At 49.3% G+C, this 302-nt stretch carries 1 rRNA gene; it reads right to left on the bottom strand.

Annotated features, from left to right (window positions below):
• Nucleotides 1–175: 175 nt before the first annotated feature.
• Nucleotides 176–291 (bottom strand): 5S ribosomal RNA (rrf, locus tag AAEY83_RS13825).
• Between the last annotated feature and the right edge of the window lie 11 nt (nt 292–302).

Below are 302 nucleotides of genomic sequence, written 5' to 3'. Positions count from 1 at the left end.
GCCCGGGGGCGTCAACCGATTCTGACATACAGGCTCTGACTCCGATAAAGATGGGGCTATTCTAGTGTTCTGCTTCGAAAATAACTGTGCAATTTTGTTCGCCATAGCGCTGAAAACTTTCTCGCAGGCAAAACAAAACCCCAACCGCTTTCGCAATTGGGGTTTCGGAATTTAATCTTGACGATGACCTACTCTCACATGGGGAAACCCCACACTACCATCGGCGATGCATCGTTTCACTGCTGAGTTCGGGATGGGATCAGGTGGTTCCAACGCTCTATGGTCGTCAAGAAATTCGGGTA

This window comes from Psychrobacter sp. TB20-MNA-CIBAN-0197, from assembly GCF_040309765.1.
Classification (GTDB): Bacteria; Pseudomonadota; Gammaproteobacteria; order Pseudomonadales; family Moraxellaceae; genus Psychrobacter; species Psychrobacter submarinus.
Note: the sequence above shows the minus strand (reverse complement) of the source record. Positions and strands in the feature narration are given on the sequence as shown.